This window comes from Caballeronia arationis (assembly GCF_001544975.2).
In the GTDB taxonomy this organism is placed as follows: domain Bacteria; phylum Pseudomonadota; class Gammaproteobacteria; order Burkholderiales; family Burkholderiaceae; genus Caballeronia; species Caballeronia arationis.
The window spans coordinates 161,735-184,627 of sequence record NZ_FCOG02000004.1; the positions used below are offsets into that span (position 1 = coordinate 161,735).

Sequence of the window (22,893 nt, forward strand, 5' to 3'; positions counted from 1 at the left end):
AAAGCAAAAGCAGAAGCGAGCTACGAGAACCGCTTGAATGCCTTCATTGTCGAGTCGCCTGAGGCCGTGAGGCGCCATTGTTGTCGTCCTGACGCGAGGTTTTCGAGCTGGACGAGTTGACGTTCGAGCAGGGCGTCGAGTTCTTCGCGCGCCATTTCGACCTGATTCGGAGCTTCCTGAACTAGCAACAGCGTGGCAAATTCGTGCGGACTCAGCATCTCGTGTTCTCCATGACGACAGAACGGCACAAAAGTGTCCGGCTAAGGCCGGCGCTTAAGGCTCGCAACGTTGCGTGGGGGAACTGCAATAGCCGGGCAGACGCGGTGTTCTTCAAGCTTTTTTGAGGCTTGCGGGTGCCGGGAATCTGGATTGTAGGGAAAGTGTCTGACGAGTGCCAAACGGTTGCGGAAAATATTGCGTTTGACTTTTCCTGGACGCGAAAGCGGTCCATCCGTTGCGCGAATTCGGAGAATTTACTTGAACTTCGTGCCGCACTGCACACAAACACGCGGTCGCGGCAGGTCTAGTCAGCGATGTAAACCTGCGTGCTGGCGGCGGCGAGTGCATCGGCCATTTCGGGCGGCGTCGGCGCGTCGGTGAAGAGGGCGTGGATCTGGTTCAGGTGGCCGAGCCGCACGAGCGCGGGGCGGCCGAATTTCGAGTGATCGGCGGCCAGGAAGACGGTGCGCGCGTGCTGGATGATCGCCTCGGCGACGCGCACTTCGCGCGTGTCGAAGTCACGCAGGGTGCCGTCCTCCTCGATGCTCGAGGTCCCGATGATCGCAAAGTCCACCTTGAACTGACGAATGAAATCGATCGCCAGCTCGCCGACAATGCCCTTGTCCCACGGTCGCACGATGCCGCCGGTGACGAGCACTTCGCAATCGGGATAGCCGCCCATCATGCTCGCCACGTTCAGGTTGTTCGTGATGACGCGCAGCCCACGGTGCCGGTTTAGCGCCCGCGCGACTTCTTCGGTGGTCGTGCCGAGGTTGATGAAGAGCGAGGCCTGATCGGGAATATGTGTGGCGACGAGCGCCGCGATGCGTCGCTTTTCGTCGTGGAACATGCGCTGGCGCGCCGTGTAGGAGACGTTCTCCGAACTCGTCGGCAGGCTCGCGCCGCCGTGGTAGCGGCGCAGCAGGTTCATGTCGGAGAGCCAGTTGACGTCGCGCCGGATGGTTTGCGGCGTAACCTCGAAATGCGCGGCGAGATCGTCGACGGTCACGAAGCCGTCGCGTTGCACCCAGTCGAGCAGTTCCTGCTGTCGTGCGTTCAAGGTGAGGCGGGGGTCTCGTGTCATGGCGATGTTCTTTTGCGAGCGGCGCGCATCGTTTTGTTAGCCGTATTGTAAGTTGGAAATGTTCGAACGAACGACAGACCTATTCAGCGAGGTAAACTGATGTCAGGACTTCATTAATTGATGCGATAAATGAATTTGTTTTTCGCAAGTGTTCGCGATGGAATGCTCTGCTTTCGTCCGTTTCATTGCTTCTGAAAATCGCCTGAGCCGCCGCCGGCCGTCCCGACGCCCCCGGTGCGCCAGCCGCACCTGAACTGGAAACCCATGACCCGCTTCAACTGGCAAAACCCGTATCCGACACCGCGCCTGCCCGTCTTCGCCCGCAACATCGTTTCGACTTCGCATCCGCTTGCTGCGCAGGCCGGTCTGCGCATGTTCTGGAAGGGCGGTAACGCCGTCGATGCAGCGATCGCCGCCGCGGCCGCTATCACCGTCGTCGAGCCGGTATCGTGCGGCCTGGGCGGCGATGCGTTCGCGCTCGTCTGGGACGGCGCGAAGCTGCACGGCCTGAATGCATCGGGCGTTTCGCCGGCGGCGTGGAATGTCGACTACTTCAAACGCAAGTACGGCGAGGAGAACGGCCTCGCGAACCAGCCAAAGCGCGGCTGGGACGCGGTCACCGTGCCAGGCGTGATCGCGGGCTGGGAAGCGCTGCACGCGAAATTCGGCTCGCTGCCTTTCGGCGACCTGATGGAACCGGCGATCGAAATTGCCGAGCGCGGGCATGCGGTGGCGAGCATCGTTGCGTACAAGTGGGCGGCGGCCGTGCCGGAACTGAAGGACCAGCCCGGTTTCGCCGATGTTTTCATGCCGCGCGGCCGCGCGCCCGAGATCAGCGAACTAGTCCGCTTTCCCGGCCACGCGAAGACGTTGCGCAAGCTCGCGGAGCAAGGCCCGCGTGCTTTCTACGAAGGCGAGATCGCCGAGCGCATCGCCGCGTATGCGAAGGATGGCGGCGCGGCGCTGACCGCCGCCGACCTGCGCAGCTACCGGGCCGACTGGGTCGAGCCGATCAGCAAGGACTATCGCGGTCACACGGTGCACGAAATTCCGCCGAACGGACAGGGCATCGCCGCGCTGATCGCGCTCGGCATCCTCGACAAGTTCGACGTCAACGCGCTCACTGTCGATCGCATCGAGTCGCAGCACCTGCAGATCGAGGCGATGAAGCTCGCATTCGCCGACGTGTATCGCTATGTCGCCGATCCGCGCTCGATGGAAGTGACGCCCGAGCAGATGCTCGACGACGCCTATCTGATCGAACGCGCGAAGCTGATCAATCCGAAGAAGGCCACGCAGTTCGGCTTCGGCATGCCGAAGGCGGGCGGCACGATCTATATGTCGGTCGCGGACGAGCGCGGCATGATGGTGAGCTTCATTCAGTCCAACTACATGGGCTTCGGCTCGGGCGTCGTCGTGCCCGACACGGGCATCTCGCTTCAGAACCGCGGCTGCGGGTTCTCGATGGACCCGAAGTCGGCGAACGTCGTCGAAGGCGGCAAGCGGCCGTTCCACACGATCATCCCGGCATTCCTCACGCAGAAAGTCGACGGCAGGCACGAGGCGGTGATGAGCTTCGGCGTCATGGGCGGCGACATGCAGCCGCAAGGCCATCTGCAATCGATCGTGCGGATGCTCGACTACGGCCAGCAGCCGCAGGCTGCCTGCGACGCGCCGCGCTGGAAGGTGAACCACGATTTCACCATCGACATCGAATCGACGCTCTCCGCCGAAACCGCGCGCGCGCTCGAAGGGCTCGGCCACACAATCAAGTCGGTCGACGACCCCTACATGGACTTCGGCTCGGGGCAGTACATCTGGAAGCTGGACCGCAATGACCCGGAACGCGGTTACGTCGCGGCAAGCGACAGCCGGCGCGACGGGCTCGCTGCCGGATTCTGATCCTGCGCCCGCGCATCGGCGGGCGGTTCATACCTGATTGCGTTCGTTCCATCCGCATGCCTTCGGCAGCGGGTGAGGACGACGCTTGTCCGCAACATCAAAAGGACAGCCCGTCCCGGTGGTGCCCAAAAGGGGCGGTCTTCGGACCGCTTTCGACGTTTACAGAATGCTGTTTCAGTTCGGCCATATTTGTCAAAAAAACGGGGCCGCGGAACGAACTGTGCTCATTAGAGTGCCGCGATTAGGAACTGTGACTGCATTTCACGAGTCTGTGAGTAGTCTGCAAACTCGTTGCAGGACGGCTAAGATGCAAAAGCAATGCCGTCAATGGCCCGTTCATCGGCCGCTTCACCGGCCCGATGAAGCATTTCGAAGACGCTGCGACGGAACCGTTCGCGGCTTACCTGAACCTCCGCCTTCACGTTCGGCGACGTGTTCAGTGCAGCTTGGGAGCGCGATAGATGCACACTGACAATACCCATGTGATGCCATGGCGAATCGAGGACATCGATTTGAGCCGTATCGACCGGCACAAGGCTGTGTCGAATGAGCATCTGCTTTTGTTACTGTGTGCCTGCTCGTTCATCGAGAGCGGCACCGATCTGTACACGAGTAACCTCAGCAAGTATTTCAACGACGATCCGGAGATTTCCGCGTGGCTCAATAATGAGTGGGAGCCCGAGGAGATGCAGCATGGGCGCGCGTTAAAGACCTACATCCATCACGTGTGGCCAGAGTTCGACTGGGACACCGCATTCCGGAATTTTTTCGCGGAGTATTCGCTCACCTGCTCCATGGAAGATTTCGAGAAGAAGCGGGCGCTCGAGATGGTGGCGCGCTGCGTCGTCGAGACGGGCACGGCTACGCTTTATCGTGCGATCAACGAATGTTCCGACGAACCGGTGCTGAAGCAGATCACCGACAACATTCGTACCGACGAAGTCCGCCATTACAAGCATTTCTTCCGCTTTTTCAAGAAGTACAACCGGATCGAAGGCAACGGACGCATGGCAGTGCTGGGCGCGCTGATGCGCCGCGTGCTGGAGCTCAAGAACGAGGATTCGGAAATCGCGCTGCGACACGTGTTCGCGATCCGCTATCCGGAGCGCGTGCGCGACTCGGCTTACAACCGCGAACTGTCGGCGCATGTGAACAAGCTCGTGCGGCGTAACCTGTCCGCCGACATGTGCGTGAAAATGCTGCTGAAGCCGCTCGATCTGCCCGCGCGCATCCAGCCGGGCGTGCTTTATCCGCTCGCGAAGATCACGCAGCACGTGTTCTTCCGCTAGGCTTGAAGCGTCCGCGCCGGCCGGCTCGAGTCGCATGCGAAAGGCCCGCTGCTGCGGGCCTTTCGTTTTTCAACCATCGGAAGAGAACGCCCATGACCCAGTCCGATTCCGCCCGCTCGCGGCCCATCGAGCAGAGCGCGTTCGACGAGTGGCCGCCCGAGTTGCGTTCGCTCTTCGACGGCACGTCCATCGAGACCAAAGGTGGCTTCACGGCGTCGCTTCTCGCCGTCGATGAGGCGGGGCGCGTGCGCACGTCGCTCCTGAGCCTCGGCGAACTGGCGCGCGGCGCAGGCGATCGCCTCAACGGGTCGCGCGACGCTCACATTCGTCTTCGACGCAGCGTTCTTTCAGGTTCAACTGGAGGCGCGCCCGGTGCCGCTCGATGACACGCCGCTCGCGTGCTTTGTCTCGACGATCGAGACGGGCGAGTGGCAGCGCGTCGGCTACGCGCGGCTGACGGGTGGGATCGTTTTCGAACTGGATGACGGCGAGGCCGTGATGACACGCTGGCGCGCGCAAGTGGAGATGCTGAAGCGGGCGGCGAGCGCCGCCGCTTGATAGACGCGCGGGCGCTCGTTCATCGAACGGGGCCCGCGTTGCTGCAGATTTAACGCCCTCGTTGGCCCGAGCGCGGCGTGTCGCGGCGACCGTTGCCGCCTTCGTTGCGCGCCTTGCCGCCGAGCAGCGCGCCCGGATTCGGCGACAGCCCGTTGCGCTGACCGTTCGAATGAGCTGCACGCGGCGCATCGGTTTTGCCGTTGGGCTTCGCCGTCGCAGGCTTTGGCGAGCGCGAGCCATTGTTATTGCCGCCTGCCGGCTTCGCACCCGCCGGCTTCGCACCGCCATTGCCGCCTGCGCCGTCGCGTCGCGGCGCGCCTTGTCCCTGACGCGGCGAGCGCTGGCCGCCGCCGCCCTGACTGCGGCGCTGGATCGGCTCGGCCTTCGCGTTCGGGTCCGGCTCGAAGCCTTCGATCACTTCCTGCGGAATCGGACGCTTGATGAGCCGCTCGATGTCCTTCAGCAGTTGATGCTCGTCGACGCAAACCAGCGACACGGCTTCGCCCGTCGCGCCCGCCCGGCCGGTGCGGCCGATGCGGTGCACGTAGTCTTCCGGCACGTTCGGCAAATCGAAATTCACGACGTGCGGAAGCTGGTCGATATCGATGCCGCGCGCGGCGATATCGGTTGCGACCAGCACCTGCAGCGTCTGGTCCTTGAATTCGGCGAGCGCACGGGTGCGCGCCGACTGGCTCTTGTTGCCGTGAATCGCCAGCGCGCTGATGCCGTCCTTGCCAAGCTGTTCGGCCAGCCGGTTCGCGCCGTGCTTCGTGCGCGTGAAGACGAGCACCTGGAACCAGTTGTGCCGCTTGATCAGATGCGTGAGCATTTCGCGCTTCTTGTCGCGATCGACGGGGTGGATCTTCTGCGCGACCGTCTCGGCCGTCGTGTTGCGCCGCGCGACTTCGATCAGCGCGGGCGAGTCGAGCAGGTTGTCGGCGAGCGTCTTGATCTCGTCGGAGAAAGTGGCCGAGAACAGCAGGTTCTGGCGCTTCGGCGGCAGCTTCGCGAGCACGCGCTTGATGTCGTGGATGAAGCCCATGTCGAGCATGCGGTCCGCTTCGTCGAGCACGAGAATTTCGACACGCGACAGGTCGATGGTCTTCTGCTGCATGTGATCGAGCAGGCGCCCCGGCGTCGCAACGACGATATCGATGCCGCGCTTCAGCGCATCGATTTGCGGGTTGATGCCGACGCCGCCGAACATCACGGTCGACTTCAGCTTCAGGTACTTGCCATAGGCGCGCACGCTTTCCTCGACCTGAGCGGCGAGTTCGCGCGTCGGCGTGAGGATCAGCGCGCGGACATGGCGCTTCGCGCCTGCCGGAGCCGGCGCCATCTGCGAGAGGCGTTGCAGGATCGGCAGCGTGAAGCCGGCGGTCTTGCCGGTGCCGGTTTGTGCGCCCGCGAGTAGGTCGCCGCCGTTCAGGACAGCGGGAATGGCCTGGCGCTGGATCGGCGTGGGGCTCGTGTAGCCAAGTTCGTTGACGGCACGCAGCAGGGGTTCGGACAGTCCGAGAGAATCAAAAGACATAGAGTGTTCGCACTTTCGGTATGACGACCGGCGCTGACGCTTCATGGCCGCCAATGCGGCCTGTGCGCTGACATCAGCGCGCGGGCGACGATCGAGGAAATCGGGCGGCATGGCGTCCGGCGCGCATTTGCGCTACCGGGCACATCGAAGATGCCGCGAAGTTCGGCGCGCTATCAAAACACGTCGACTGGCGTTAAGTTGCATCCGGAACATCGCGATGCGTTCCGCGCAGCGCGCGGCTCGCGTCACGAGCGTCTCATGCACGTGTTACGCGACGTAGCGCGCCACGCTGACGAATTGACACAGGCTGCCTGCCAGCACGAACAGGTGCCAGATACCGTGGCCGTGCCGGATGCGCTCGTCGTTGATGAAAAAATAGATACCGGCGCTATAGATCACGCCGCCCGCCACCAGCCACGCAGTGCCTGCGGGCGGCAGCGCCGAAACGAGCGGACGGACGGCTACGAGCGCGAGCCAGCCCATCAACACGTAAAGCACCATCGAAACGCTGCGGGTTCGGCGCCCGAGCGTGAGTTCCTGCACGATGCCGAGGACAGCAAGCCCCCAGCTCACACCAAACAGCGACCAGCCCCAGGGACCACGCAACGTGACGAGCGTGAACGGGGTGTAGCTGCCTGCGATCAGCAAGTAGATTGCCGAATGATCGCATTTTTGCAGTATCGCCTTGACGCGCGGATTACGCGCCCAGTGATACAGCGTCGAAATTGCGTACAGCGCGAAAAGCATCGCGCCGTAGATCGCGAAGCTCACGATCTTGTACGGATCGCCTTCGAACGAGGCCATCGTGACGAGCGCCGCCAGTCCTGCCACCGACAGCACCGTGCCGATCAGGTGGCTGATACTGTTGAACCGCTCGCCAAAATACATTGCACTTCCTCGTTGCGCCTTGCTTCGCTGTTTCTGCCCGCATCATGCCTTGCATGGACAAAAGCGGCGTCGATACAGGCACATGACAAAGCGCCGCAAGCTAGATCTGGAAAGCACTTGGCCACCAAAGACAAGGGGCGCGGCCCCGACTCGAAGGCTGCGCCCCAGCATCTATTGTACGCTGTCTGCGTTTATTGTCAGTCGAGCGGCGCCGATCTCAGATTGCTGACCTGTTGCGGCGACACCGGCGTACCGTGGTTGCCCCACGACATACGGATGTACGTCACGACCGCAGCGACTTCCGTATCCGACAGCGCCTGCGCGAACGGCGGCATGCCGTGCGGCATCGGGTTGCCGCCCGTGCTCGGCGGATAACCGCCGTTGAGCGTCATGCGGATCGGGTTGACGGCCGACTGCATCTGGATCGACGGGTTGTTTGCAAGCGGCGGATAGGCCGGCGGCTTGCCGAGGCCGTTCTCCGCGTGACACTTCGCGCAGTTCTCCGTATAGACCTTCTTGCCCATCTGCAACAGTTCGGTGCCGAACTTCTCCGACGTCTCGAGCTGCATCGTTTCCGGCGCTTCCTTCTTCTGCGGGATCGACTTGAGATACGTCGACATCGCGTTGATGTCCGCGTCGGACATGTACTGCAGGCTGTTGTGGACCACTTCGGCCATCGGACCGAACACCGCGCCACGCTGCGACACGCCGGTCTTCAACAGGTCGTTGATGTCCTTGATGTCCCAGTCGCCGAGGCCGGCTTCCTTGTTCGACGTCAGCGACGGCGCATACCAGTTCTGCAGCGGGATCAGGCCGCCGGCGAACGCCGCCGAGCTGACCGGGCCGCCCATCGCGTTGATCGACGTGTGGCACATGCCGCAATGGCCGAGGCCTTCGACGAGATACGCGCCGCGGTTCCATTCGACCGACTTCGTCGGATCCGGCTTGTACTCGCCTTCGCTGAAGAACAGCGTGCGCCAGCCGATCAGCAGGTTGCGGTTGTTGAACGGGAAGCGCAGTTCGTGCGGACGGCTCGCGACGGACACCGGCGTGACCGAGCGCAGGTACGCGTAGATCGAGTCCGAGTCGGCGCGCGTGACCTTCGTGTAGCTCGTGAAAGGGAAGCCCGGGTAGAGCAGGCTGCCGTCCTTCGAGCGGCCCGTGTGCATCGCGCGATAGAAGTCATCCGACGTCCACTTGCCGATGCCATACTGGTCGTCCGGCGTGATGTTCGGCGTGAACATCGTGCCGAACGGCGTGGCCATCGGCAGGCCGCCCGCGAATTCCTTGCCGCCGCGCACCGTGTGGCACGCGATACAGTCGCCGGCGCGGGCGAGATACTCGCCTTGCTTGATGAGCGCGGCCTTGTCGGCGGGCGTGGCCGCGATGGCGCCGCCCGAATGGAGATTGTCGCCGCCCGACCAGAGGACGGCGCCGGCTGCGACGGCTGCCACGACGACAGCCGAGAGTGCGAACAGGGACTTGCGTTTCATTGTGTTGTCGCTCCTCGCGCCTTATTGCGGTTCGCTGCCGCAGGTGAGCGGCATCTTCAACGAGCCAGCGGGCGCGGGCACCGGGTTGGCGGGTGCGGTTTGCGTCGAGAGCCATGCGGCGACGGCGGTGACGTCGTCGTCCGTCAGGCGGGAGGCGATTTGCTGCATGCAGTCGGGCGCCTTCGCGTGACGCGTGCCCGAACGCCATGCGCCAACCTGCGCGCTGATGTAATCCGAGTGCAGGCCGACGAGACCCGGGATGGCCGGCTGCATGCCGGTCAGCGGCTTGCCGTGACAGGCGGCGCAGGCAGGAATCTGTTTCGATGTATCGCCGTTCAGCACGATCTGCTGGCCGCGCGCGAGAGTCGACTGCGACACGTTGCTCTTCGCGGGCTGCGGATACGGCGGACGCTGTTGCGAGAAGTACGTCGCGATCTGATGAAGGTAGTCGTCCGAGAGATACGTGACGAGGTAGTTCATCGGCGGGTACTTGCGGCGCCCTTCGCGGAAGTTCTGCAACTGGTTGTACAGGTAGTCGGCCGGCTTGCCGGCAAGACGCGGGAAATAGTCGTTGTCCGTGCCTTCGCCGTGCACGCCGTGGCACGCGGTGCAGCCCTGCACGCGTGCGGCCATCGTATCAGGGGCGATCGGCTGGTTTTGCGCCTGCGCGGCATTGAAAGCGCCAGCGCCAATCAGTGCCAGGCCGAGCAACGAGGCGAGCAGCGGACGGTATTTGCGTCTTGAAGACACGCGACACTCCATGAAATTCGGGGACCTGCCGAGCTTCGTTCGGCTCGGTGCGAAAGTGGCGAACTACTCAGTAGCGTAGCTGCGATGCGCGAAGCTACTACCACAAAAGGCTCGACGAGCCTCTGATGCGACGCGGCATTCTATCATCGTTGCATGATGATGACTATTTGGGCTTGGCCTTCCACAGCGGGCGTTTCGGCGTTTCCGCGACAATTTGTCACGTAGTTTCGACGCGGATGATTGGTGTGGGGGATGAGATTGCCGAGGGCGCTTCGCGAGCTTTTTGCTCGCGTCGCATCGACAAACGCTCGACCCATGGCCACGCCGCTCGGGGCCAGCAAAAGTATCAAGGCGTTTCAATACGTGCATGCGAAGCGCCCGTTCGACTAGACTTCGCGGGCTGCATGCGTCCTTTCTTTTATTCCTGCCGACCGTTCTTTTCCTGCCTCCCGATGATGTCCGTATCGCAATCGCCCATCCAGCATGCCCGCCCGACCACCGGGGAGCGCCCATGAACGACGACCCGCTCTGGCTCGCGCAGGTTGCCTTTGCCGCGCTCGGCGACATCGCTTTCGCCTCGACGCTCGGCGCCGTGCTGATGAACGGATGGCTTTCGAACGAGAAGGCCTTTGCCGCGGTCTCGCCGGCGCGCTTCGGCTGGGCGCGCGCGCGGCGCATCGGTTCGGGCGGCGCGCTCGTGCTCGCGTTCGCGAATCTTGTGCTGCTGTGGCTGCAGGCGGCATCGATGAGCGGCGTGCCAGTCATGGAGGCGGGCGCGTCGGTGTGGGCTGTTCTCACGGCGACGCACGCCGGCGCCGGCTGGGCGATCGCGTTCGCCGGCAGCGTGCTGCTCGTGCTCGCCACCGCATCCGGCGCGCCGATGGGCGCCGGGCGGCTCGCATTCGCCGCGTTCGCTGCGCTCGTCGCGGCGGCGGGCAAGGCGTCGGTCGGACATGCGGCCGATGCCGGCGCCTTTTCGGCCGCCGAGGTCGTGCAGACGGTGCACCTGCTCGCGACGGGCGTCTGGGGCGGTGTCGTGATAGCGGGCGCGTTCGCGGTGTTGCCTGCGCTCGGGACCTCGCTTGCGCGCGCGTTCCTGATCCGCATCGCCGGGAAGATGTCGGCGATGGCGGTGGTCGCGGTGGTGCTCGTCGTCGCGACCGGCATCTTCAATGCGCTGCGCGGGCTCGGCGGCGCGGCGAGCGTGTTGCAGGAAAGCGTCTGGGGACACGTGCTGATCGTGAAGGCCGTGCTCGTCGCGACGGCGCTGATCTTCGGAGGGCTCAACCGCTGGTCCGCCTTGCCGCGATTGCAGCGCACGGCATCGACGGTCGATGCGCATACCGTCACGAACGTGATGCGCGTAGAAGGCCTGCTGATGATCGGGGTGTTCGTGGCAGCATCCGTGCTGTCGCACAGCGTGCCGGGATTTGCGTTGGGCGGTTAGGTAGACCCTGCGGTTTCGACTGGCTTGCCGCTCGCCGCTCGGCAGGGCTCAGCCGGATCGCACGCTCATTCGTAGCCCAGCTTGTGACTGACGATCGGCGCGCAGAAGAGCGCCACGGCGCAACCTGCAGCCTTCCCCTGCAGTTCGACGAACGCCCGGTGCGATTCGGGCGCGAAGGCGAGCGCGTCGACGAGTTGTGGCAGGCAGAAGACCACGGCCGCGCCGATGAAACAGCGCGTGACCGTCGAGATGCGCCAGCCGTGCTGCACGCCGAGCGCCGCGCCGATCACGCGCATGACGCCGAACAGGACCAGCGCGCCGACGGCCAGCTGGGCTCGGACATACTCGTCAGGGAAGGCGTGATACATGCTCGTCTCTCGGGGCGTTTGCAGGTCATGCAAGCATAACCCCAACTTCCGGACCGGTATGTATGCGAGGGCGCTAAAGCTGCCGAACGCCACAGCCTGAGCGCCGCACGCAGATCACCACTCCGCGACGCTGCCGTCCGCGTGACGCCACACCGGGTTGCGCCAGCGATGCCCGATCTTCGCCATCTCGCGCACCTTGTCCTCGTTCACTTCGATGCCGAGCCCTGGCCCTTGCGGAATCGCGACCATGCCGTCTTCGTACTTGAAGACTTCAGGATTGCGGATGTAATCGAGCAGATCGTTGCCCTTGTTGTAGTGAATGCCGAGGCTCTGCTCCTGGATGAACGCGTTGTAGCTGACCGCGTCGAGTTGCAGGCAGGTCGCGAGCGCGATCGGTCCGAGCGGGCAGTGCAGCGCGAGGGCGACGTCGTAGGCCTCCGCCATCGACGCGATCTTGCGGCACTCCGTGATCCCGCCCGCGTGCGACGCGTCCGGCTGGATGATGTCGACATAGCCGCCCGAGAGGATATGCTTGAAGTCCCAGCGCGAGTAGAGCCGCTCGCCGAGCGCGATCGGCGTGCTCGTCTGGTTGACGATGTCGCGCAGCGCCTCCGCGTTCTCCGAGAGCACCGGCTCCTCGATGAACATCAGTTTGTACGGGTCGAGTTCCCTGGCCAGCACCTTCGCCATCGGCTTGTGCACGCGGCCGTGAAAATCCACGCCGATGCCGACGTTCGGACCGACCGCCTCGCGCACGGCGCGCACGTTGTCGATGACGCCTTCCACCTTGTCGAAGGTATCGATGATCTGCAACTCTTCTGAGCCGTTCATCTTGATCGCCTTGAAACCGCGCTCGACCACGGCGCGCGCATTGTTCGCGACATCGCTCGGACGGTCGCCGCCGATCCACGAATACACCTTGATCCTATCGCGTACCTGGCCGCCGAGCAGCGCATGCACGGGCACGCCGTGATGCTTGCCCTTGATGTCCCACAGCGCCTGGTCGACGCCCGCAATAGCGCTCATGCCGATCGGGCCGCCGCGATAGAAGCCCGACCGGTACATCACCTGCCAGTGATCCTCGATGAGAAGCGGATCCTTTCCGACCAGATAGTCCGCGAGTTCGTCGACGGCGGCGGCGACCGTGTGCGCGCGCCCTTCGACGACCGGCTCGCCCCAGCCGACGATGCCTTCGTCGGTTTCGATCTTGAGGAAGCACCAGCGCGGCGGAACGATGAAGGTTTCGAGTTTGGTGATTTTCATGTGTGGCGTCTCCAGGCGTGAAATGACATGCTATCAAAAAATCTTGCTGTGGTCGTATTAATAGTACTATTGAATGTAAATAATTCTGAACCTGCGCGGCGATAACCGATAATTCGCGCCTGACGAAGATAAAAAGGAGTTTGTCATTCAGCACGATCTGCACGGCCGCGTGGCGTACGAACTCGGCACCGGCATCCTGCGCGGCGACTTTGCGCCGGGCGCGACGCTGCCTCGCGAAGCCGAACTGATGGAGCGCTTCGGCGTCAGCCGCACGGTGCTCCGCGAAGCGTTGCGCACGCTGACGTCGAAAGGGCTGATCGGATCACGGCCGAAGGTCGGCACGCGTGTGCGCGCACGCGAGATGTGGAACATGCTCGATACCGACGTCCTCGAATGGTATTCGCGGGTTGCGCCGCCGCTTCAGTTCGCGCTCAAGCTGCAGGAAATGCGCGAGATGGTCGAGCCTTTCGCGGCCGCACTCGCAGCGAGGAACCACCAGACCGCGACGCTCGCAATGCTCACCGACGCGCATCGCGCAATGGTCGCGGCGCAAAACGTCGACGAATGGGTGCGCGCCGACCTGCGGTTCCACCTGGGTGTGCTCGCCGCGTGTAGCAACGAACTGCTGATTCCGCTCGGCACGTTGATCGAGCGCACGCTTGAAGCGCAGTTGCGTCTGAACGCCAAGCGCGCCGAGGTCTTCAACGCAGCGCTTCCCGAACACACGGCCGTGTACGCCGCGATCGTCGCACGCGATGAAGGCGGCGCCCGCCGCGCGATGGCCGGGCTGCTCGGCGTGACGCGCGAGCGCATCGAGAACTGATCTACAGCGCGTTCAGCGGAATCTTCAGGTACGTGGTGCCGTTGCCGGCCGCGTGCGGAAGCTGCCCCGCGCGGATGTTCACCTGGATTGCCGGCAGGATCATCGTCGGCATGTCGAGCGTGGCGTCGCGCGCTTCGCGCATGGCGACGAATTCGTCTTCCGTCTTGCCCGCGCCGACGTGAATGTTGTCCGCGCGCTGTGCGCCGACCGTCGTCTCCCAGTGCGGCTCGCGTGCCGAAGGCGGATAGTCGTGGCAAACGAACAGGCGTGTTTCGTCGGGAAGCGCGAGCAGCCGCTGGATCGAGCGGAACAGCGTGCGCGCGTTGCCGCCCGGGAAGTCGCAGCGCGCGGTGCCGACGTCCGGCATGAACAGCGTGTCGCCGACGAATACCGCATCGCCGATGTGATACGCCATGTCGGCGGGCGTGTGGCCCGGGACGTACATCGCCGATGCCTCCAGCTCGCCGATCATGAACCGCTCGTCGTCGCCGAAGAGATGATCGAACTGCGATCCGTCGAGCTGAAACTCCGGTTCGAGATCGAAGATCTTCTTGAACACGCCCTGCACGGTGCGAATCGATTCGCCGATCGCGATTTTCCCGCCCAGTTGCCGCTGCAGATAAGGCGCCGCCGACAGATGATCGGCGTGCGCATGCGTTTCCAGAATCCATTCGACGGTGAGGCCCGCTTCGCGGATGAACGCGATGACGGCATCGGCGGAACGCATCGACGTGCGCGCGGCCTTGGGGTCGTAGTCGAGCACCGAATCGACGATGGCGCATGCCGAACCGGGTTTCTCGTACGCGATGTAAGTCATCGTGCCGGTGTTGAGATCGAAGAAAGGCTGGACGGACGGCTGCACGATCGTTTTCCCTCCCGACGAAATCGGTTGTGCTGGCTGTGTCGATAGTATGCACGGGACACCGGCGCGTTGGCGCTGCCGGCGCGGGTCCGCCACGACATTTGCTTACAACTGACACGACTTGAAAGTACACCCGCACGGCGCGAGCGGCGTTGTATCGGGCAGCATCCTTTCAGGAGATTGCCGAGATGAGCGCTTCCCCCAATGTGTCCGTATCGACGCCCAGTCGTATTCATCCGCTCGTCGCCGCTGCGGCGGTTGCGGTGATCCTTGCATGCGGAACCGGCGTCGCCGCGATGACGGGCCTGTTGCCCGCATCGAAGGCCGTCTCGTCGACGGTTACCGCGTCGCCGCTGGTCGATTCGCAAGCCAGCAACGCGTCGGCTTCACGCAATGAAGCGTCGCAGCCCGCTCCGCGCGTTGCGGCTGTCGCGCAGCCCGCGCCGCGCCCGCATCGCCAGCCGGCGAATCAGCAGCCGGGGTATGTACCCGGAGAGGCGTCCCTCGCGCCGACGACTTCGCCCGCGGCGCTCGCGCCCGCCATCGATGCGAGCGCGGGACAGGTCGTCTCTGTCAATGCCGTGCAATCCGCCCAGCCGACAACCGGCCTTGGCGCGGTGGGCGGCGCGGTCGTCGGCGGTCTGGCGGGAACGCAGATCGGCAATGGACGCGGACGGACCGCTGCCACGCTCATCGGCGCGATCGGCGGAGGACTCGCCGGCAATTCGATCGAGCACGCGGTGCACAAGTCGACGACCTGGCAGGTTCAGGTCCGCATGGCGGACGGCAGCTATCGCAGCTTCGACTACCAGGCCGATCCAGGCGTTCAGGTGGGGCAGCGCGTGCGCGTCTCGGGCGGATCGCTGGTCGCGTCGTGAGCGTCAGCGAGTTTCATCGATCCGGCTTGCGCCGCCGTTGTCGTTACTTGCCGATGCCGAGCAGCTCGACTTCGAACGTGAGGTCGCTGTTCGGCGGGATCACGCCGACGCCGCGCTCGCCGTAGGCGGTCGCGGCGGGGCACGTCAGCTTCGCCTTGCCGCCGACCTTCATCTTCTGGACGCCTTGCGTCCAGCACGGAATCACACGACCGAGCGGGAACGCCGCAGGGCCGCCGTGCTTGTCCGAACTGTCGAATTCGGTGCCGTTCGCGAGCGTGCCGCGATAGTTGACGCGTACGACGTCATCCGCGGTCGGTTGGGGGCCGGTGCCTTGCTTGATTTGTTCGACCACGACGCCCGACGGCAGCTTCTCGGTGGTGCCGGCGGCGAACGCGGTCGAAACAGCGGCTGAAGCGGCGAGCAGAGCGATGATTTTTTTCATGCGAATGTCCTCGTTGAATGGCGGACCGATTATATCGGTGTGCATCCATCGCTTCGGTCGATGTTCGTCCCCGGTCGGCCACGTGATGCCATGATCCGGCGGCGCCATGGACTTTCGTCTGAACGTTCGGCATCGCACGTTCGTCCGGCGGAAGTTGCGAAATACTGGCTGCGCGCTCGGGGGAAAGTTGGCGCATGGACCAATAAATAGAAGGGCGGGGCGGTTGATCTGTCGGCAAAGCACAGCGCGATGCAGCGCGAATCTTTGCCGACAGTCCAGTCAGGCCCGTTGGCCGCGAGGCCGCAGCCTTCATCACAACAAGCTTTGGAAGCCGGCTTTGGCCGGCTTTTCTTTTTCTCGTTGAGCAGGCGACGCTTGCCCGAGTTGTATTTGCCGATGACGATGACGACGGGTTCGCTATGCGATCGCTCGAAGGTTACTCGGCCAATACAGCCACAGCCTTGATCTCGACGATGTAGCCCGCCGAACCGCCAAGCATATGAGCGCCCACCGCCGTTCAGGCCGGTAGCGGCTCCGTAGTGAGGTAGCGGTCACGGACCTGCATGAATAACGGCAAATCGCGCATGTCGGTGTGAAACGTGGTCAGGTCGACTACATCGTTCAGCGACGCGTCTGCGGCCTCCAGCACCAGTTTGAGGTTCTCAAAAGCCTGGACCATTTGCGCTTCGCGACCTTCGACAAGTTGCATGGCCGCGTCGCGACCAATCTGACCGGACACGTAAATCGTGTTGCCGACCTTGACCGCAGGTGCGTAGCGGATCTTCTCGTACACTGCTTCCATTCCCGGGGGAACAATGGCTTTGCGCTCGATCACGGAATGCGCCTCCTACAAGAGTTCGATGATGGCGATTGCCAGCAGGGGTTAGCCATTGTCGCCACCGGCGACTGGCAACACAGTGCCGGTGATATAGCTTGCCTCATCCGAAGCGAGGAACAGAATCGGCGCGACCTGTTCGTCGATGCTGCCGTAGCGTTTGAAAAAGGTCGATTCAGTGACCTGTTTCACCGCGTCGCCCATCCAGGTTTTTTCCTGCTCGCTGTCGCCGGCGGTATTGCGCGGGACGCGTCGCGGAGGCGCGGCGGTCCCGCCCGGCGCGGTGGCGACCACGCGGATGTTGTGCTCCGCGTATTCCATCGCCAGTGACTGCGTAATCGCGTTGACTCCGCCCTTCGCCGCCGAATACGGTACGCGGCGGATACCGCGCGTGGCATTCGAGGAGACGTTGACGATGGTCCCGCCGCCGCGCTTGAGCAGATGCGGCAATACCGCATGGCACGCGTACAGCGTCGGCATCAGTGAGCGGCGAATTTCCGCGTCGATCTGTGCAGGTTCGAATTCGCCGAACGGACGCATGCGAATCGCGCCGCCGACACCGTTGACCAGAATGTCGATACCGCCAAACTCGCGCACTGCAAATGCTATCGCCGATGCCGCGCCTTCGTATGTCTCGAGGTCGGCGACGAACCCGGCCGTTTCTGCGCCTTTCGCTTCGGCGGCAACCTCGGAAACGAAGTCGGCGCGATCGACGAACAGCACCCTGGCGCCCTCGGCCGCCGCACCCAGCGCCACGCCGCGGCCGATGCCCTGCGCCGCTCCGGTCACAATCATGACTTTGCCAGCGAATCGTTGCGTGTTCATGCGGTCCTCGGTGCTGCGTTGGGTGTGAACTTCTCGTAGTGGAAGCTGTTGGGCTTCACGCCGTTGTCGTCGAAATGCTTGCGTACCGCATCGACCATCGGCGGCGGACCGCACAGGTAGACGTCGACGTCGCCATCATTCAGCGCGTCGGCCGGGATGTGCTGCGTCACCCAGCCCTTGCGGGGATGGTTCGATTCCGCATCGGCTATGACGGTGGAGAAGCTGAAGTTCGGCAGCTTCTTCGTGTACGCATCGATTGAATCGACCTGCACCAGGTCGAGGTCGCGCGTCACGCCGTAAATGAGGTGAACCTTCTGCCGCGAATCAGCGCGCGCCAGCACTTCCAGCATCGACAGGAACGGTGCCAGGCCCGTGCCGCCAGCGAGGAACAGCAATGGCCGCTCCACGGCGCGCAGATAGAAGCTGCCGAGCGGGCCGGTCAGTTCCAGCTTGTGGCCAGGCTGTGCGGAATCGAGCCAGGTGCTCATCACTCCGCCGGGAATCCGCTTGATCAGGAAGCTGACTTTCGACTGACCCGGCGCCGACGAGAACGAATACGACCGATACTGCCCGCTGCTGGGGACATCGATGTTGACATACTGGCCGGGCAGGAAGACGGGCGCGGTGGCGTCGACGTCCAGTTCGAGCACGACGGCTGCATCGTTGTGCGGTTCGACCTTCGACACCGTCGCGGCGAACCTGCTCTGCTCGGTCTTGCATGCAGTGGAAGAGGCCGGCACTGCAATCACACAATCGCTTTGCGGCACCATCTGGCAGGTGAGCACGAGGCCACTGTCCTTCTCGTCCTCGCTCAGCGCGTCCTCGATGTACTCGTCGCCGAGGTCATAGCTGCCGCTTTCGGCGCGGCACTTGCAGGTGCCGCACACGCCATCGGAGCAATCCATTGGCAGGTTGATTTTCGCGCGAAAGGCGGCATCAAGCACCTTCTCGCCCGGCTTGCATGCGACGAAGCGGGTCACGCCGTCTTCGAAGTTCAGTGCAACGTTGTAGCTCGACATGTTTGTCTCCTCTACTTCCAGTTTCCTCCGACGCTCGTTATCAAACGTGATAAACGTCGAGCACCTGGCGGATGTAGTCGTTCTTCAGCACGATTCGCTTGCTGGAAATCAACAAGGCATCGTCGACCTTGCGCAAGGTGACGAACATCGTGCCAAAAAAATGGTCGTTGAATTTGTACCGGTGATTGAGCGTGTTGAAGTTGTAGCGCACGTCGACTTCGTTGTCGCGTTCGGCCAGCACTTCCACATTGGTGACGTTGTGACTGGTCCGCGGTTCGGGCATCGAAGCGCCACTGCGCTCGGTCTTGATGCGGAACACACGGTCTTCCAGGCCACCACGGTCCGGGTAGTACATCAGCGAGATCTGACTCTCGTGGTCATCGGTGAGCTGGTCGTCGTCGTCCCACGCCGGCATCCAGTAGGTGACGTCTTCGGCATAGCAGGCAAGCCATTCGTCCCACTGACGGTCGTCGAGCAGCCGCGCTTCGCGGTACAGCACGGCGCAGATTGTCTGGTAGTCGAAGCTCATACCAGTGCCTCCTCGTGTTCCTTTTTCAGTGCGTCGCGCATCACTTGCACCCAGTATTCGTGCTGGCACACAAAGAGGCCTTCGTCTTCGCTGCGCTCGCCCGAGATAGCCGGCTTGATGCCCATGCTCTTCGCGTTCTCGTCCGGGCCGTCGACCCACAACGGCGCGCCGCGCGAGAGGTCGTTCCACATCGCCGTGGTGCCGGCATAGCCATTCTGGCAAGCGCGGAACTCTTCGAGGTCATCGGCGGTGCCCATTCCCGAGACGTTGAAGAAATCCTCGTATTGACGGATGCGGGTGGCGCGGTCGGCTCCGCTCTCGCCCTTGGGGGCAAAGCAGAAGATGGTGACTTCGGTCTTGTCTACGCTGAGCGGGCGGATCACGCGAATCTGGGTGCTGAACTGGTCCATCAGGAACACGTTCGGATACAGGCACAGGTTTCGCGTCTGGTTGACGATGAATTCCGCCTTGGCTTCGCCGACACGCGCCTTGATTTCTTCGCGGTATTGATAGACCGGCCGAACTTCAGGGTTCATAGTCTTGGTCCACAACAGCATGTGTCCGTGTTCGAACCCGTACACGCCGGCGACCGACTTGCTCCAGCTGTTCGCATCCACCGCCTTGGTGCCGTCTTCCTTGCGCCGGTCCATCGTCGCGGCGTAGTTCCAGTGCACGGTGCTGACGTGGTAGCCGTCGCAGCCGTTCTCCATCTGCATCTTCCAGTTGCCGTCGTAGATGTACGAGGAATTGCCGCGCAGCACTTCGAGCCCTTCCGGGGCCTGGTCGACGATCTGGTCGATGATGACCTTGGTCTCGCCGAGGTAGTCTTCCAGCGGCATCGCGTCCGGGTTGAGGCTGCCGAACAGGAAGCCGCGATAGCTCTGGAAGCGCGCGACCTTCTTCAGGTCATGCGAGCCGTGAGTATTGAACTGCACCGGATATTCGGTCGTCTTGTTGTCCTTCACTTTCAGCAGCTTGCCCGCGTTGGAGAAAGTCCAGCCGTGGAACGGACAGGTGAAGCTGCCCTTGTTGCCATGCTTGCGACGGCACAGCATCGCACCCTTGTGCGCGCAGGCGTTGATGACCGCGTGCAGTTCGCCGGTCTTGTCGCGAGTGACGACCACGGGCTGGCGGCCAATCCATGTGGTGTAGTAGTCATTGTTGTTGGCGAGCTGGCTTTCATGCGCCAGATACACCCAGTTGCTCTCGAAGATATGTTTCATCTCCAGTTCGAACAAATCGGCGTTGGTGAAGATGTCGCGGCGGCAACGGAATACGCCTGCCTGCTTGTCATCCTGAACGGCGGTGTGCAGGAGTTCATCCAGTTGCTTGGCTTTGTCGGTAATGGCGGACATGTGTGCTCTCCCTATGCGTGCCCCAACCATGGAGCCCTTGCATCGGTGTCGAATGATCTTGCGAGGAATTGAGCGGCGGCCGTGTTGAGAAGTGCCGCCGCTTCGAGCTGTTACGCCGTGGCTGACGCGCGCAGGCGATGGACAAGCTGGTTGTCCTTGCCCTGGACGAGCGGAGTCATCTGGATGTCGAACTCGATTTCCTTGTAGGTATCAGCCTTCAGGCCGAGCGCCGCGCCGCCGCTTTTTTCGACGACGTGCGGAATCAGATCCTCGCGGGTGGCGTAGGCGAAGTCGTCCCAGATCAGCGGGTCGCCCTCGATGTTGATTTGCGTCGTCAGCTTGCGGCATTTGTCGGCGGTAACAAAGAAGTGCACATGCGCCGGACGGTTGCCATGACGGGCGAGCGTGTCCAGCAGTTGCTGGGTCGCGCCGTGCGGCGGGCAGCCGTATCCCACCGGCATGAGCGTACGGAACTCGTACTTGCCGTCGGCACCCGTTCTCACCGCGCCGCGCAGATTGAAGTCGCTCTGCGCGCCGGTCGGGTCGAAGTGCGAATAGAAGCCCTTCGAGTTGGCGTGCCAGCATTCGACGAGCGCATTAGCGACGGACTTGCCGTCCGGGCCGGTCACGGTGCCGCGGATGACGAGCGGGCCGGACTCCGCATCGGGATCGAGGTCGATCTTCGATACGCTTTCGCGCTCCGGCGCACCGGCGACATACAGTGGGCCTTCGATCGTGCGCGGCGTGCCGCCGTTGATGTCAGCCTCCTTGTCCGCGGCATCCATCCGAACGTCGAGGTACTTCTCCAGTCCGAGACCAGCAGCAAGCAACGCCGCTTCGCCGTCCTGGCCGAGCTTGTTGAAATAGTGGACGCCGGCCCAGATTTCATCGGGCGTCATGTCAAGGTCGTCGATGGCCTTGAACAAATCGCCGAGCAGGCGATGGACGATCTGCTTCGCACGAGCATTGCCGTCCTGGCTCCCGAGGTTGGCAGCGGCCTTCAGCAGGTCCTGCACTTCCTTCGTATCGAACACTTTCACGTTCATGTCTGCTCCTGATCTCGCTATTTTATGGTGGGGTTAACCCTTGTTTCAGCACCGACCTGTGTATGCTCAGAAGGTATAATCAGGTGGTGAAACAGAGCGTGAAGGCAGGATAATGGACGTCAGGAAGCCCGGTCCAACACTGATTTAGTATCGGGCAATATCCAGGAGGTATTGAGATGGAGCTGCGACATCTCCGATATTTCGTAGCGGTTGCCGACGAACGCAATTTCACGCGCGCGGCGCAGCGACTGCACATCGCCCAGCCGCCTCTGAGCCGTCAGATACAGCAACTCGAGGAGACGCTCGGGGTTCAACTGTTCGAGCGCAACTCACGCCCGCTAAAGCTGACGGAGACGGGTAAGTTCTTTTATTCGCATGCCGTGCAGTTACTGGCTCAGACCGCCGAACTCGAATCAATGACGAGGCGCGTGGGCAATATCGAGCGCAGCCTCTCAGTCGGTTTCGTGGGTTCGACGCTGTACGGAATGCTGCCCAAAATCATCCGCCGCTTCCGCGACGAGAACCACCGTCGAACTCAGCCTCCACGAGATGTCGACGATGGACCAGATCAGCTACAAGGAACTGGACGACCCTACTCTGGTATCGCCCGTCATCATGAGCATGCGTGCGCTCGACACTGCCGGGCTGCTTGCCGTCATCATCTCTTATGCCGGACCGCTTGCGATATTCTTTCAGGCGGCCCGTACCGCGCATGTCGGCAATGACGTCGTCGCATCGTGGGTCTGGTCGATTTCGATGGGTGCGGCAGTTTCCGGAATCGCTTTGAGCTGGTGGCTCAAGCAGCCGATCATCACGGCATGGTCCGCGCCCGGGACCGCCTTGCTGGTTACTGTATTTCCAGGGATGCCGGTAAGTGAGGCAATCGGCGCATACATCGTCGCCGGCTTGTGCATCTTCGTGCTTGGCGTGTCCGGGTTGTTTGACCAGATAGTCAGGCGCATACCGAAAGGCATTGCCTGCGCGATGATGGCCGGCATTCTCTTTCAGTTTGGCACCAATCTGTTCAAATCGATTGCCGTCACCCCTTGGCTTGCGCTGGGGATGTTCGCAAGTTATGTCGTCTTCCGTCGATGGGCGACGCGCTACTGCCTCATCCTCGTTCTGGCGTTCGGATGCGCACTCGCGGTCGGGCTCGGCTTGACGAATCTGGAGTCGGTCAGTCTTCACGTCACTCGGCCGGTCTTCACGATGCCGACCTGGACCTGGCAGTCAACAGTGAGCCTGGCCGTGCCTCTGATTATTGTTAGCCTGACCGGCCAATTCTTGCCTGGCTTCGCGATATTGCGGGCCTCCGGTTATCACACGCCGACTCGTCCGGTTCTGGTAGGAACCAGCCTGGCATCGATTTTGGTCGCCTTCTCGGGCGGCATAACGATCGTGATTGCGGCCGATCCTGGACGGGCGCGGTGGCGTTGCGTTTCGTGCGCACGTGTTTGTCGGTGTACTCGGCGCATCGAATTACA

At 62.8% G+C, this 22,893-nt stretch carries 21 protein-coding genes and 3 pseudogenes; 8 read left to right on the top strand and 16 right to left on the bottom strand.

Annotated features, from left to right (window positions below):
- Positions 1-20: 20 nt before the first annotated feature.
- Positions 21-218 (bottom strand): hypothetical protein, encoded by a 198-nt coding sequence (locus AWB81_RS04050; RefSeq protein ID WP_062632610.1) that lies wholly within the window; start codon positions 216-218, stop codon positions 21-23.
- 305 nt (positions 219-523) lie between these two features.
- On the bottom strand, positions 524-1,303 hold the full coding sequence (locus AWB81_RS04055; protein WP_062632611.1) for a DeoR/GlpR family DNA-binding transcription regulator: 780 nt from the start codon (positions 1,301-1,303) through the stop codon (positions 524-526).
- A gap of 264 nt (positions 1,304-1,567) precedes the next feature.
- Between AWB81_RS04055 and ggt the strand changes: the two genes are divergently transcribed.
- From ggt to AWB81_RS04070, 3 genes and pseudogenes are all read left to right on the top strand, one after another.
- Positions 1,568-3,205, top strand: coding sequence for a gamma-glutamyltransferase (ggt, locus tag AWB81_RS04060; protein WP_062632612.1), 1,638 nt, complete (start codon positions 1,568-1,570; stop codon positions 3,203-3,205).
- A gap of 461 nt (positions 3,206-3,666) precedes the next feature.
- The gene (locus AWB81_RS04065; protein WP_062632613.1) at positions 3,667-4,494 is read left to right on the top strand and encodes a ferritin-like domain-containing protein; all 828 of its coding nucleotides are present in this window, start codon (positions 3,667-3,669) and stop codon (positions 4,492-4,494) included.
- 92 nt (positions 4,495-4,586) lie between these two features.
- A pseudogene (locus tag AWB81_RS04070) lies at positions 4,587-5,052 on the top strand (hypothetical protein).
- A gap of 49 nt (positions 5,053-5,101) precedes the next feature.
- Here the strand turns inward: AWB81_RS04070 and AWB81_RS04075 are convergent.
- From AWB81_RS04075 to AWB81_RS04090, 4 genes are all read right to left on the bottom strand, one after another.
- Positions 5,102-6,586, bottom strand: a complete 1,485-nt coding sequence (locus tag AWB81_RS04075; RefSeq protein WP_062632614.1) for a DEAD/DEAH box helicase — start codon at positions 6,584-6,586, stop codon at positions 5,102-5,104.
- Positions 6,587-6,853: 267 nt separating this feature from the next.
- Positions 6,854-7,474 carry a PAQR family membrane homeostasis protein TrhA gene (trhA, locus tag AWB81_RS04080; RefSeq protein WP_062632615.1) on the bottom strand — a complete coding sequence of 207 codons (621 nt, stop codon included), beginning with the start codon at positions 7,472-7,474 and terminating at the stop codon, positions 6,854-6,856.
- A gap of 197 nt (positions 7,475-7,671) precedes the next feature.
- Positions 7,672-8,967, bottom strand: coding sequence for a c-type cytochrome (locus tag AWB81_RS04085; protein ID WP_062632616.1), 1,296 nt, complete (start codon positions 8,965-8,967; stop codon positions 7,672-7,674).
- Positions 8,968-8,988: 21 nt separating this feature from the next.
- Positions 8,989-9,729 (bottom strand): c-type cytochrome, encoded by a 741-nt coding sequence (locus tag AWB81_RS04090; protein ID WP_062632617.1) that lies wholly within the window; start codon positions 9,727-9,729, stop codon positions 8,989-8,991.
- A gap of 499 nt (positions 9,730-10,228) precedes the next feature.
- Here AWB81_RS04090 and AWB81_RS04095 point away from each other — a divergent pair, with 499 nt between their 5' ends.
- Positions 10,229-11,164: a CopD family protein gene (locus AWB81_RS04095; protein WP_062632618.1), complete on the top strand. Its 936-nt coding sequence runs from the start codon at positions 10,229-10,231 to the stop codon at positions 11,162-11,164.
- Positions 11,165-11,229: 65 nt separating this feature from the next.
- Here AWB81_RS04095 and AWB81_RS04100 read toward each other — a convergent pair whose 3' ends face one another.
- Together AWB81_RS04100 and dgoD are read right to left on the bottom strand one after the other, a co-directional pair.
- Positions 11,230-11,532: a hypothetical protein gene (locus AWB81_RS04100; RefSeq protein WP_062632619.1), complete on the bottom strand. Its 303-nt coding sequence runs from the start codon at positions 11,530-11,532 to the stop codon at positions 11,230-11,232.
- 114 nt (positions 11,533-11,646) lie between these two features.
- A complete protein-coding gene (dgoD, locus tag AWB81_RS04105) occupies positions 11,647-12,795 on the bottom strand; it encodes a galactonate dehydratase (protein WP_062632620.1) in 1,149 nt (382 codons plus the stop codon).
- A 145-nt stretch (positions 12,796-12,940) separates the two neighbouring features.
- Here dgoD and AWB81_RS04110 point away from each other — a divergent pair, with 145 nt between their 5' ends.
- Positions 12,941-13,618, top strand: a complete 678-nt coding sequence (locus AWB81_RS04110) for a FadR/GntR family transcriptional regulator (protein WP_062632621.1) — start codon at positions 12,941-12,943, stop codon at positions 13,616-13,618.
- Position 13,619: 1 nt separating this feature from the next.
- Here AWB81_RS04110 and AWB81_RS04115 read toward each other — a convergent pair whose 3' ends face one another.
- Positions 13,620-14,480 carry an MBL fold metallo-hydrolase gene (locus AWB81_RS04115; RefSeq protein ID WP_062632622.1) on the bottom strand — a complete coding sequence of 287 codons (861 nt, stop codon included), beginning with the start codon at positions 14,478-14,480 and terminating at the stop codon, positions 13,620-13,622.
- A gap of 188 nt (positions 14,481-14,668) precedes the next feature.
- On the opposite strand from AWB81_RS04115, the gene AWB81_RS04120 reads away from it, so the two are divergent.
- Entirely contained in the window at positions 14,669-15,358 is a 690-nt protein-coding gene (locus AWB81_RS04120) for a glycine zipper 2TM domain-containing protein (protein WP_062632623.1), read from the top strand.
- Positions 15,359-15,401: 43 nt separating this feature from the next.
- Here the strand turns inward: AWB81_RS04120 and AWB81_RS04125 are convergent, their stop codons facing one another.
- The 7 genes and pseudogenes from AWB81_RS04125 to catA form a co-directional block, all read right to left on the bottom strand.
- Positions 15,402-15,800: an FKBP-type peptidyl-prolyl cis-trans isomerase gene (locus tag AWB81_RS04125; protein ID WP_062632643.1), complete on the bottom strand. Its 399-nt coding sequence runs from the start codon at positions 15,798-15,800 to the stop codon at positions 15,402-15,404.
- 436 nt (positions 15,801-16,236) lie between these two features.
- Positions 16,237-16,635 (bottom strand): annotated as a pseudogene (locus AWB81_RS04130) (RidA family protein).
- A 48-nt stretch (positions 16,636-16,683) separates the two neighbouring features.
- Positions 16,684-17,460 carry a benzoate diol dehydrogenase BenD gene (benD, locus tag AWB81_RS04135; protein ID WP_062632624.1) on the bottom strand — a complete coding sequence of 259 codons (777 nt, stop codon included), beginning with the start codon at positions 17,458-17,460 and terminating at the stop codon, positions 16,684-16,686.
- Entirely contained in the window at positions 17,457-18,479 is a 1,023-nt protein-coding gene (gene benC / locus AWB81_RS04140) for a benzoate 1,2-dioxygenase electron transfer component BenC (RefSeq protein ID WP_062632625.1), read from the bottom strand. Before benC ends, benD begins: the two co-directional genes overlap by 4 nt.
- Positions 18,480-18,519: 40 nt before the next feature.
- Entirely contained in the window at positions 18,520-19,008 is a 489-nt protein-coding gene (gene benB, locus AWB81_RS04145) for a benzoate 1,2-dioxygenase small subunit (RefSeq protein ID WP_062632626.1), read from the bottom strand.
- On the bottom strand, positions 19,005-20,363 hold the full coding sequence (locus AWB81_RS04150) for a Rieske 2Fe-2S domain-containing protein (RefSeq protein ID WP_062632627.1): 1,359 nt from the start codon (positions 20,361-20,363) through the stop codon (positions 19,005-19,007). The genes benB and AWB81_RS04150 overlap by 4 nt, the downstream gene beginning before the upstream one ends.
- A gap of 110 nt (positions 20,364-20,473) precedes the next feature.
- Entirely contained in the window at positions 20,474-21,409 is a 936-nt protein-coding gene (gene catA / locus AWB81_RS04155) for a catechol 1,2-dioxygenase (protein WP_062632628.1), read from the bottom strand.
- A gap of 176 nt (positions 21,410-21,585) precedes the next feature.
- Here catA and AWB81_RS48480 point away from each other — a divergent pair.
- Both AWB81_RS48480 and AWB81_RS04165 read left to right on the top strand, forming a co-directional pair.
- Positions 21,586-21,979: pseudogene (locus AWB81_RS48480) on the top strand (LysR family transcriptional regulator); the annotation flags it as partial.
- Positions 21,980-22,024: 45 nt separating this feature from the next.
- Positions 22,025-22,893 (top strand): benzoate/H(+) symporter BenE family transporter (locus AWB81_RS04165; protein ID WP_235025710.1); only part of this gene is annotated, 869 nt, incomplete at its 3' end.

What these genes read in the sequence shown, in the direction of transcription:
- trhA (WP_062632615.1), bottom strand. Translation starts at nt 7,474, where the DNA reads ATGTATTTTGGCGAGCGGTTCAACAGTATCAGCCACCTGATCGGCACG.
- benC (WP_062632625.1), bottom strand. Translation starts at nt 18,479, where the DNA reads ATGTCGAGCTACAACGTTGCACTGAACTTCGAAGACGGCGTGACCCGC.
- AWB81_RS04055 (WP_062632611.1), bottom strand. Translation starts at nt 1,303, where the DNA reads ATGACACGAGACCCCCGCCTCACCTTGAACGCACGACAGCAGGAACTG.
- AWB81_RS04090 (WP_062632617.1), bottom strand. Translation starts at nt 9,729, where the DNA reads ATGGAGTGTCGCGTGTCTTCAAGACGCAAATACCGTCCGCTGCTCGCC.
- catA (WP_062632628.1), bottom strand. Translation starts at nt 21,409, where the DNA reads ATGAACGTGAAAGTGTTCGATACGAAGGAAGTGCAGGACCTGCTGAAG.
- benD (WP_062632624.1), bottom strand. Translation starts at nt 17,460, where the DNA reads ATGAACACGCAACGATTCGCTGGCAAAGTCATGATTGTGACCGGAGCG.
- AWB81_RS04150 (WP_062632627.1), bottom strand. Translation starts at nt 20,363, where the DNA reads ATGTCCGCCATTACCGACAAAGCCAAGCAACTGGATGAACTCCTGCAC.
- AWB81_RS04065 (WP_062632613.1), top strand. Translation starts at nt 3,667, where the DNA reads ATGCACACTGACAATACCCATGTGATGCCATGGCGAATCGAGGACATC.
- ggt (WP_062632612.1), top strand. Translation starts at nt 1,568, where the DNA reads ATGACCCGCTTCAACTGGCAAAACCCGTATCCGACACCGCGCCTGCCC.
- AWB81_RS04100 (WP_062632619.1), bottom strand. Translation starts at nt 11,532, where the DNA reads ATGTATCACGCCTTCCCTGACGAGTATGTCCGAGCCCAGCTGGCCGTC.
- AWB81_RS04120 (WP_062632623.1), top strand. Translation starts at nt 14,669, where the DNA reads ATGAGCGCTTCCCCCAATGTGTCCGTATCGACGCCCAGTCGTATTCAT.
- benB (WP_062632626.1), bottom strand. Translation starts at nt 19,008, where the DNA reads ATGAGCTTCGACTACCAGACAATCTGCGCCGTGCTGTACCGCGAAGCG.
- AWB81_RS04095 (WP_062632618.1), top strand. Translation starts at nt 10,229, where the DNA reads ATGAACGACGACCCGCTCTGGCTCGCGCAGGTTGCCTTTGCCGCGCTC.
- AWB81_RS04050 (WP_062632610.1), bottom strand. Translation starts at nt 218, where the DNA reads ATGCTGAGTCCGCACGAATTTGCCACGCTGTTGCTAGTTCAGGAAGCT.
- AWB81_RS04085 (WP_062632616.1), bottom strand. Translation starts at nt 8,967, where the DNA reads ATGAAACGCAAGTCCCTGTTCGCACTCTCGGCTGTCGTCGTGGCAGCC.
- AWB81_RS04125 (WP_062632643.1), bottom strand. Translation starts at nt 15,800, where the DNA reads ATGAAAAAAATCATCGCTCTGCTCGCCGCTTCAGCCGCTGTTTCGACC.
- AWB81_RS04075 (WP_062632614.1), bottom strand. Translation starts at nt 6,586, where the DNA reads ATGTCTTTTGATTCTCTCGGACTGTCCGAACCCCTGCTGCGTGCCGTC.
- dgoD (WP_062632620.1), bottom strand. Translation starts at nt 12,795, where the DNA reads ATGAAAATCACCAAACTCGAAACCTTCATCGTTCCGCCGCGCTGGTGC.